We start from the raw sequence: 9,515 nt of genomic DNA, 5'->3' as shown, positions 1-9,515 counted from the left end.
TTCCCGCTCAGGTGATCGCGCCGATGCGCGTTCCGTTTGCGATCCAGGTGATGAAGCTATTGCCGACGACCGCTGCGCCCGCGAGCCCACCAGTTGCCCCGAACGCGTTGTCACCACCATTGGTGCCGAGTGTTCCGCCGTTGATGCCGCTGGTTCCAGAGGACCCACCGCCGCCACCGCCAAAGCCGCCCACGGCAAAACCGAAAGGCGTTCCGCCCGCCGACCCGATCCCAGAGCCCCCGGGGCCACCAGCACCCGCCAGGTATCCGCAGCCGCCGCCGCCGCCGCCGCCGCCGCTGCTGGTGCCTGCAAGCGCCCTCCCGCCTGCTCCGCCGCCGCCTGCGCCGCCGATGGTGCCGGACGTGTTGTCAATAGTGGTGGGCAGTCCGACCGAGACAGCGACGCCCCCGTTGCCCCCGTTGCTGCCGATGCCTCCGGTAGACGGGGCGCCCGCACCTCCAGCGCCGCCGCGCCCGTAAATCTCACCCTGGTTCGAAACAGAGAACGAACTGCCGGCCGGGAATGAGCCCGTCGCGGTCAGCGCAGCAGCAGCGGTGTTCGAACCAAGAAACACGCCGGAATTGATCTGGAGCGACCCGACCAGAGGTCGTACTCCATCCCATCCGGCCGCCGTCGCTTGAGCAAGCAAATCCCAGTTCAACGTATTCGCAGACAACACCGCGCTGAAGACGAATCCGCCGCCGCCCATGAACAGGCGAATGAATTTCATCGCATCACCTTGCCGTAGACCGTCACGCCGCCGTCGCGGCTCCACAGCAGCACGAAGTCGATGCCGGCGCCCTGGAACGTCACACCGTTGCTGGATACGGTCGTTGTGAACGAGCCGTCTGCCTTGACCCAATTGACGGTTGGCCAGGTGATGGTCTTGCCACCGAAGTTCACGGCCTCCAGCAGCAGTTCGGCCGTGCTGCCGGCTGCAGGCCAGCCCGAGAGCGTCAGCGTGATGTTCCCGCCGGCCTGCACGCGCTGGTGATCGGCTTGCGCGTAGTTCAGGGCCGCCGTGCCTGCTGCGGCAATCGTTCCCTTGTCGAGGTAGGTCACGCTCGTGCTCTGCGAGATGCCGTTCACCTTGTCGAGCTTTGCAGCCAACACGGCCGGGTCAATCGGTGGCCCGCTGCTCGTGATCGTCCAGTCTGTGAACGTGCCCGACCCCGAGAAGTTGCCGGCCGTGACGGTGTAGTCGAGCTGGCCGGTGCCGCTGTTGTACGCGGTCACGATGCCCGTCATGCGGGTGTTCACCGGGTCGGATGTGCGGGCGACGTTGATCCATTGCCCGGTCGCCCAGGGCTTGTTCGTCTGCGTGGTCAGCGTCTTGGCTGCAGCGCTGACGGTTTGGCTCGTGGTGCTGGTGCTGGCGCCGCCAGACAGCGCATTGCCGACCGCAGTGTCTGTGTAGGCCGTGGTGGCAACGTTGGTGCTGTTGTCGCTGGCCGCCTTGGTCGGAGCCGTGGTGGCGCCACTGAACGCAACAGAGCCGGCGAACGTGCTGGCCCCGGTCGACGTGAGCGCGGCGAGCGTGGTGGTGCCAGCGAACGAGTGCGCGCCGGTCCATGCCTGCCCTGCAATCGCGCCCTTGCCGTCGATTTGGGCTTGAATGGCCGACGTGACGCCGGCCACGTAGTTAAACTGCAGATGCGTCGGCGTCACTGCACCCGTGATGTTCGGAAACGTGTTGCGCAGCAGGAGCTTGATCAGGCGCAGGTGGTCGTCGCCCACGTTCTTGCCATCGGCGCCCGTCGGGTTGGTTGCAACCAGGTCGCTGATGTAGGTTCCGGTTTCGAGTGGCATGTTTACCAGTGGCTCGCAAGCCGCCCCGTGTCTTGAAGTCGGATGGATTCGCTCATCAGCATTGAAAGTGCCTCGTTTTCCGCCTCGGCTGCAGCACTGGAGCCCTGAGGGTCAAGGATCAAGTCGCGGCACAGCAGCCGCTTGGCGCGGCTTCTGATGAGAGGCTCGGCCTCGTCAGTCCAGACCGTGACATCAGAGTCCGCGCTTGGTGCTGCTGCGCGTTGCTGATAAGCAACCTCAAGCCCATAAGCCGCATCGGGCGTTGGGTAGATGTAAAGGCGCTTGGCGTAGAGCGCATAGAACTGAGGCTGGCCGGCCGGGCTTCCTGCTCCCGATAAGGCTTGGTATTCATTGAAGCTAATCGGGTCCGCCAAGTACGATCTACCGCCCGCCGTTGCCCGGATGTTCAGCACCTCGCCAATGTCACCAGGACTGGTGTACGAGGCGGTATTAGCTGCGGTCGTGATCGCGCCCACCTTCTCGGTGAACTCGAAATTACGGCTTCGATAGAACCTGATCGCCTCGTTTATTGCGTTCGCGATGTCGGCCGCCAGGTCTGTGCGATGCACCTCTCGTGCGATCCGCGCTTTCATCGTTCCGAGGTCTGCTGCCATCGTGGTTCCCGTTCGATTGTGAAAAAGCCTCCGCAGATTTCTCAGCGGAGGCTTTCAGGGCGAAGACGGCCCGGCGTCTGGTCATCAGAATGGCTGCGGATCGTTGTTGGGAACGAAGGCAATCACGATGGTGGCCGCGCCCGTGGTTGCAGCAGTGCCCGTTTGGGTAAAGTTGCAATAGAGGGGAGTGTCGGCCGCGAACGAGAGTGCGCCACCGGCGGTGCCTCGCTTGAAGCCCACCGTACCGGCCACAGCCTCGGCGGAAGTGACCACCTGTGCTCCGGTCGGCGTGGTGCCGACTGCCAGCACGTTGGTAGTGGCGGCGTTGAACGCGGTGGTGACATTCACAGTTGCATCCACGATCTGCGCGCCTGCGGGAAGCGTGCCGATCTGCACACCAGCGGCGATGCCGTTCGTGTTGAAGGCCGGCGAGAAGCGCAGGTAGTGAACCTGTTGCGTGTGAAATTGACGTGCGGGTGCGGGCATGCCGTCTCCTTAGTGCTTTGCAGCGTAGGACGACACGACAATGGTGCCGAAGTCCTGGTTGTTGAAACGGGTCTTTTTGAGACCCGCGATAAGGCCTGCTTCGACGCCCAGCTGGTTGCCGTAGTCGAACAGTTCCTCGTTCCAATCCATTTCCGAATCGGAGCCGTTCTTGCCGTAGGCCATGACGCCAGCTTGTGCGCCCGCGAAGATCGCGCGTCGCACGGTCGGGATCGCGGCGTTGGTGCCCGAATTCACACCGGTCGGCACGCGCTGCGACTGGTACAGCACAACGCCGTTGTACTCACCCAGTGCGCCCGTGTAGATCGGGTTCTTCTCCACCTTGCCGCCGGTCATCGCGGCCTTCTGAATGTCCAGCCATTGACCGGCATTCGTGCTGGTGCGCAGGTCGTAGACCTGGTACGGATGCAGGAACATCGCGTACTTGTCTTCGCCGTCGATGCGCAGCGGGCGAATGATCGGAGCCGACGAACCTTGCTGATTGAGCGTCTTGGCGGTTTCCACGCACTTGTCGATCATCGACAGCGTGAAAACATTGCCTGCGCCCAGTGCTTGGTCGTTGGCGCCGGTCACGAACAGCTGGTGGTTCGCATCTGGTGCAATGGCGGCCTGATTGCCTGTGTAGCGGGTGTCAATCGCGGCGGTGTTGCCACCGAGTTGATTGAAGAACCACGTGTCCAGGCGGCCCTGCCACCAGTCCTTGAGGCCGGCTTTGGCTTCGTCGCGCACCGAAAACGGGATTCGTTGCTCGCTCATCTTCCCGGCCGAGCGCACAGCGTGACGAAGCTGGTCGATGAACAGGTTGTCGGTGTACGTTGCCAAGGCTTCTTCGTTGCCTTCCAGAGTGCCGTCGCCTTGCACACCGTCGCCGGTGAGCTGCATGCGAAGGCCGATGGTGATGCGGTCGCCGGCGCCCTTCGAGGTCTCATCCTTGATCTGGATGAGGCTCGCGGAACTGGTGCCCATGAACTTGGCGAAGAACGTGTCGGCCAGTGCTTCCTGAAAAAGCTTCTTGGCCCAGAGTTTGACGGCGAGCGGGTGGTTGACGCCGTATTGAGACAGTGCCATGTGGCACCTCCTTTGATGTAAAAAATGGGAAATAGGTCGCACGTCCGCTGTGCTGCGAGTTCCCGCCAGTTACCGTGTGGAGGCCACGAATTGATGCATTGACGGCGCATCAGCCGAATCGGGGATTAAGGCTCCCCGGGGCCTTTTGCGACAGGCGTTCAGCCGCCCATCGCGCGGCGCCAGTCGCTGTCCTTGACCTTCGCGAAGTCTTCATCGCTCATTTGAGAGAGCGATTCCAACGTCAGTCGTCCAGCTGCTTGACCACCGTTGCCGAGCGTTCGCGATGCTGCGACGCCCCGGCCTTCAGCCGCCAGCTTTGCAGCGGCGTCCGGTTGAGTTGTCGGCTTCTGGTAGCCGCGCGCCTGCGCCAACTGGTAGGCCATCTCTGCAGGGTTCTTGCCCATCTGCAGGGCCTGGAACGCCATTGCCTTGAATTGGTGCGCGGCTCGCGCCTTCGCCTCCACCGGGTCGATGCCGTAGGCCTCGAATTCGCGCTCCACGCCCACACGCATGTGGTTGATTGCGTCGAGGAAGTCAGGCGTCGTCTTGGTGATTTCGCTTTCGCTCGCGCGAATCATCACCGTCATCTGATCTTCCTGCGCCTGGGCCTGCAGGGCTTGGCGAAGTTCGTTGTTCTGCTGCACGCTGTTGTGCGCGACGCTCCTGAGCTCGTTGATCTGATGATCGAAGTACGCAACAGGGTCGTCTTGTCGGCTAGGCGCTTGGGGCGGCGGGCTAGCGAGCTGGTGCAGGCGTTGCTCCAGCAACTGGAAGCGCAATGTCGACTGTCGCTCCGCTTCCTCGCGTGCACGACGCTCCTCCTTCAGCCTCTCTCGGGACTCATGCAAAGCAGCGAGCGGCACCGTCTTTGGTGCTTCGAGGTCGCGCTGCTCAGTGGGCTCTGCGACCCGTTCAGGAGCAGCCTCTTGCGTCTCCGCTTGGCGCATCTCATTGAGTTGCGCATCAACGCTTTCGGTCGTTGTTTCCGGTGCGGTAGTTTCGGCGCCGCCGCCGTCAAATTCAGACATTTATGCCAATCGCGGCATTGCGGAGCCGCCCCCGGAGCCCGAAATGGGCATCAATCCCAAGCGCTGCGCCTGGGCCTGATCTATTGCGGCGAGGGCGTGGAGCCGATCCGCTTCGGCCTCCATCCCGCGCACATCGATTTCTCGGCTGTCGAGCACCATGCGTTGTTGGTCGATGGCGTTCTTCATCGGCTGGTTCTGCATGTCTGCCTGGTCCTTGTACTGCTGGCCTTGCGCCCTCATGCCATGGGCTTGAGCTGATGCCATGTGCGCTTGAGCCGTCAGCATGGAAGCTTGTGCGGACGTTTGCGAGGCCTGCGCTTTGATCATGTCGGGCGGCGGCGGCTTCGGCTGCTTTTGCTGCTGCTCGATCTGTGCGCGCCACTTCTCGACCATCGCTGTAGGCAGGGGCGTGTACTCCAGCAGCTCAGGCGCGAACTGCACGCCCATCTGCGCCAAGTTAGGCAGAAGCTGCATCAGGATGCCAAACGTCCGCTCCTTTTGGTTCGTGGTGTTCGGCATGTCATCGACAACCACGTCATATTGAAGGGTCTGTGGGTCGCGCAAGAGCGGGATGTACTTTTCCAGCCCGTCGCCTCCTGCGATGCGCACTAGCCGACCATCTGAAAGGTACTCTTGAATGAACTTGGCGAGCAAGCGGCCTTGTTCTTTGCGGTAGCGGCGCAGCCCATCGAACATTGCAGCCAGCACGGTCAATGCGGACTGCTTGCGCTGGGCCTCCAACACGCCGGCCTGCTCGCGATCTGCCATGCCCAGCATTTCCAAGTTGATGCCGGACACGTCGCGCATGCTGCTGACGCTGAACTGCAGCAGCTGCTGAATCTGCGGCGGGATGACCGGGGGAACCTTGGGCTGGATCTTTGCGATGCCGCCTGGATTGACCACTGAAACGCTATCCGACTTGCTCCATTCTTCCTTGAACTTGCGCAGGTTCTCGACTGCATCTTTCTCGACGATCAAGCCGCCCTTAGCGTTCGAATTGATGATGTGCAGAAGCTGGCTGAAGAACTTGTTTGCCCATTTCTGCGGGTCGACCATCGCCTTGACGATGCCGAACCACGTGTTCTTGTTGCGGTCACGCTTGCCGGTGATGAACTTCCAGGCAGATTCGTTGCAAGGAACGTCGGACTCCTCTAAAAGCACATCCCCGCACACGAAAACCTGCTTCCAGGTCTTTCGCTGCCGCTTGACAGACTGAAGCTCGATCCCAAGCTCTTTCACTCGTGGCTGGAGCTTGTTGAACGCTTCTGCGTCCATCTCTGAAACCTGTCCGGCCACTGGATCCAGCACTTTGTAATACGTCTCAAGCTCGTACCACTGCTCTTGCGTCACGCGAGCGCGACCCGACTTCGCGTCATAGCCGTCCACAGCCTTCGATGCGTAGAGGAACGCGAGTTCACGGTTCACAGGATCGCCGCTATCTTCCGAATCGTCGCTCCAGTCGCAAGTCGTAGCGATGTCATCGGCCTTCTCGGGCCAACGCTCCTCGATCTCGTCGCGGCTCAGCCATTCATCGCGCTGCGCCCATTTCCGGTCGGACAGATTGCGCTTCTTCGCAAGCGGATCCCAGCGCATCGTTAGCGGATCGCGCCGCTCGATTTTCACCATGCCCTCGGGGTCATCGATGTAGTCGAGCGCTGTTTCGGTCACGCCGACGCCGCAAATCACCGCGTCAAGGAAGGCGTCCGATTCTTCGTCATCTGCGTCGCAGTTCTCGCGGAAATAGTCGGCCGCTCCCGAAAGCAGTTCATTGACACCTGAATCGCCGGCCTGGCGCGGGATGTATTGAACCTGCTGCCGGTTGTTGATCTCCGAGCCGGATACTGAATCGACCATCGGGCCGATGCGATTGAACACGGTCGGGACGCGCAGCATTTCTTCTAGATGCGCCTTGTCCTCTGCGCTCCATTGGTCGCCGGCAACGAAGCCATAGCACTCGCGCGCATCTTCCCGCCATTCGCCCATTGCGTCACTGAACGCCTTGATATGCTTCTTGACGCGCTTTACAACGTCATCGTCAGTCTCTGGACTCTCGATATCGTCGTCGGTTTCATCGGTCATGCGGCCCATGCGCTTGCGCGCTCTCGGTTTCTTGAATAGCGTTTCGGCTTGCCCTCCTCCAGGTCCTCCAGCGTCGGCCAAATCAGCGGCATATCGGGCTCCTCGATCCGGGCAAGCGCGTCAAGCATGTCGTCATGCATGGACACTGGGAAAGGCACTAGTTCGTGCTCGATGAAGTCATCCACCAGGTTTCTGGTGTTGCCCTCGTAATCTGTTCTGTGCAGCGAGTTCGGAAGGTAGAACTTGCCCTGCTCAAACACCGGGATCAACCGCCGTATGCGGTCATTTTTAGGCGTCGAGCCGGCCACCTCTGTGATCTCGAAGCGGTAGTTTTCATCTTGCTGACGCGCCTTGATATGCTGAATGTCAGCCATCATCCCGTAGCGCTCATATCGAACTTGGCGCGGCTTCCACGTGCGGTGCAGCTTCATTACTCGGTCCGCGCGCTCCGTCAGGTTCAGCCGGTCACGCACCATGTCTAGCACGTAATAGTTGCCATCAGTACCCAGCCCGACCACCCACATTGAGGTGTAGTCGCTGCTCTTGCGCTTGTCGTTGGCTGCATCCACCAGAAGGTAGCGATTGGTGCTGTCCTTCACGTCCTCAGGCGTCCCCTCGTAGAAGCGCACCCAGTCCCGCTGAAAGCCCTGCGTCGCGTCAGCGGTCGGGTTTTGCAGCATTTGTGCTCCAAAGATATAAGGCCCCATGTCCCGGCGCTTCTGCGCGATCACTTCGCGCGACAGCATCACCGGCTCGCCGTCTACCGTTCCATCAATGGTCGCTGTGTGAATGCGAGGCTGGAACACCCCGCGATCAATCATCGTCTTGTACGTGTCCGAGAAGGCATAGCGCGTGCCGATCATGCGGCGCCACTCCATGCCCTGCGAGCCCAGGTTGAAGCTCAGCGCGACTGCATCCGTGGTCTTCTTGATCATGTCCGGCGTCGTCACAGACTCGCGGGTCACCACGTCATCGAACACCATGCCGGTGTAGTGCTTGGACGTTGGCTGACCATCCACCAGCCCCCAAGCCTCCAACGTCGCCTCTTTCGGGTTGCTCTTGCGCTGCACTGTGATCCCATCGTCCTCCGACCACTTCGGCGCCTGCTTCTGCGGGTCTTGCCACAGCACGTCATCAAAAGTGCTTTTCAGCAGCTCGTTGCGCTCCAGCTCGTACTTGATCTGTCGCAAAAAGCCCTTTGCAATGGGCCGCGTGTGGCTGAACAGGCCGATGCACTGCTCTCTATCTACCGTTGCGCCTTGCCCATGACTCGCCAGGATCGCGCGAATCGTGCCCGCATAAGTGATGATCGTCGACTTGTAGTGGTCGCGCGCCCACAAGTCGAGCCGCCCATTCGGCTCCGCATCAAACTCCTTGCACCTAGCCAAAAGCCAAGGCTTCGCGATGTCCTTGCGGCCCAGCGCGAACCACAACAGAAAGTAGGTATCAGTGCGGCAGAGATGCCGGACGATCTCCCGCTGCTCTGTCCCCGAGCAGGTCCGCAATGCGGTCGCCAATCTCGGATACGCTTCGATGCTCGATAACGCCGGAATGGCTGACATTGACGTCTTGCTGCTCCATCTTGGGCAGCAGGTCTGCCACCACCTTCACGTACACATCGGGCTTTTCTGCACGCAGCGCTTGGAGCGTGAGCAAGCCAGACTCCTGCCAGTCCTTGTACAGATCGCCTAGGAAGGCTTCCCCCAGCTTTTGGCGTGCGCCTTTCGGCCGTCCAGCTGGATTGCCAGACACACCAGGCGCAAAGCCGTGCTGCTTGTTTTTGGCTGTTGATTCAGTCGAACCAGCGGGCCGAATCGGATCGCTAGCCATGATCAGTCGTCCCAGCCTTCACGGCAGATGCCCAAGCGTTCGCCTTCGTGTTCCATGTCGCTTCCTTGTTGGGTGCCTCTCGGCTTGTCCATACCCCTTCAGACTCCCCGAATGGGAGGGGTGGTGCTGTTCTCGGCTCCCTTGATAACCACCGTCGAAAGTGGCTGAAGGTCCCCGCGATTTACCCGTCGCGGGCCGACTCAAGTTGTCGGTAGATGCGGGTTTCGAAGTGGCGGAAGTTGAAGGAATCGAACCATGCCCCGACTAAGAGGCCCACGCATTTCAAGTGCGCTTCGTGCCCTGCACGGCAACTTCCAAAACTGGCGGATGGTGAAGGGTTCGAACCTTCGCGGCGATTACTCACCGGCTGCGGCTTAGCAAGCCGACCCGTTGCCACTCCGGCAACCATCCTCAATAGGTGCTGGGCGCGGACCTAAGCATGTAGCTGTTGGTGGTGGTCCGGCCCAGCGAAACGGATTCGTCCTCGCATCCTCGGCGGCTCTCGCCAGGTCGGAAAGCGCTCCTGAGCAAGATGCCGATTCCAAACCAACCATCTACCCGATCTGCACAAGTGCGGCCCAGC

At 61.1% G+C, this 9,515-nt stretch carries 9 protein-coding genes and 2 tRNA genes; all 11 read right to left on the bottom strand.

Going from position 1 to position 9,515, the window contains the following annotated elements:
* Window positions 1-7: 7 nt before the first annotated feature.
* Window positions 8-730, bottom strand: coding sequence for a hypothetical protein (locus VLK31_RS34975; protein ID WP_409173091.1), 723 nt, complete (start codon window positions 728-730; stop codon window positions 8-10).
* The gene (locus VLK31_RS34970) at window positions 727-1,809 is read right to left on the bottom strand and encodes a hypothetical protein (RefSeq protein ID WP_409173090.1); all 1,083 of its coding nucleotides are present in this window, start codon (window positions 1,807-1,809) and stop codon (window positions 727-729) included. The genes VLK31_RS34975 and VLK31_RS34970 overlap by 4 nt, the downstream gene beginning before the upstream one ends.
* A 2-nt stretch (window positions 1,810-1,811) precedes the next feature.
* A complete protein-coding gene (locus VLK31_RS34965; RefSeq protein ID WP_409173089.1) occupies window positions 1,812-2,423 on the bottom strand; it encodes a hypothetical protein in 612 nt (203 codons plus the stop codon).
* Between the two features lie 84 nt (window positions 2,424-2,507).
* Entirely contained in the window at window positions 2,508-2,909 is a 402-nt protein-coding gene (locus VLK31_RS34960) for a hypothetical protein (protein WP_409173088.1), read from the bottom strand.
* Window positions 2,910-2,918: 9 nt separating this feature from the next.
* Window positions 2,919-3,995, bottom strand: a complete 1,077-nt coding sequence (locus tag VLK31_RS34955) for a N4-gp56 family major capsid protein (protein ID WP_409173087.1) — start codon at window positions 3,993-3,995, stop codon at window positions 2,919-2,921.
* Window positions 3,996-4,153: 158 nt separating this feature from the next.
* Entirely contained in the window at window positions 4,154-5,023 is an 870-nt protein-coding gene (locus VLK31_RS34950) for a hypothetical protein (protein WP_409173086.1), read from the bottom strand.
* A complete protein-coding gene (locus tag VLK31_RS34945) occupies window positions 5,024-7,102 on the bottom strand; it encodes a portal protein (RefSeq protein WP_409173085.1) in 2,079 nt (692 codons plus the stop codon).
* Complete coding sequence (locus VLK31_RS34940) at window positions 7,099-8,619, bottom strand: hypothetical protein (protein WP_409173084.1); 1,521 nt, start codon at window positions 8,617-8,619, stop codon at window positions 7,099-7,101. Before VLK31_RS34940 ends, VLK31_RS34945 begins: the two co-directional genes overlap by 4 nt.
* Window positions 8,549-8,932: a DUF5681 domain-containing protein gene (locus tag VLK31_RS34935; RefSeq protein WP_409173083.1), complete on the bottom strand. Its 384-nt coding sequence runs from the start codon at window positions 8,930-8,932 to the stop codon at window positions 8,549-8,551. The genes VLK31_RS34940 and VLK31_RS34935 overlap by 71 nt, the downstream gene beginning before the upstream one ends.
* 230 nt (window positions 8,933-9,162) lie before the next feature.
* Window positions 9,163-9,248: transfer RNA gene (locus tag VLK31_RS34930), tRNA-Ser, on the bottom strand.
* A 5-nt stretch (window positions 9,249-9,253) separates the two neighbouring features.
* Window positions 9,254-9,343, bottom strand: a tRNA-Ser gene (locus tag VLK31_RS34925).
* Window positions 9,344-9,515: the final 172 nt, after the last annotated feature.

It is taken from the genome of Variovorax sp. H27-G14, assembly GCF_046156345.1.
In the GTDB taxonomy this organism is placed as follows: domain Bacteria; phylum Pseudomonadota; class Gammaproteobacteria; order Burkholderiales; family Burkholderiaceae_C; genus Variovorax.
Note: the sequence above shows the minus strand (reverse complement) of the source record. Positions and strands in the feature narration are given on the sequence as shown.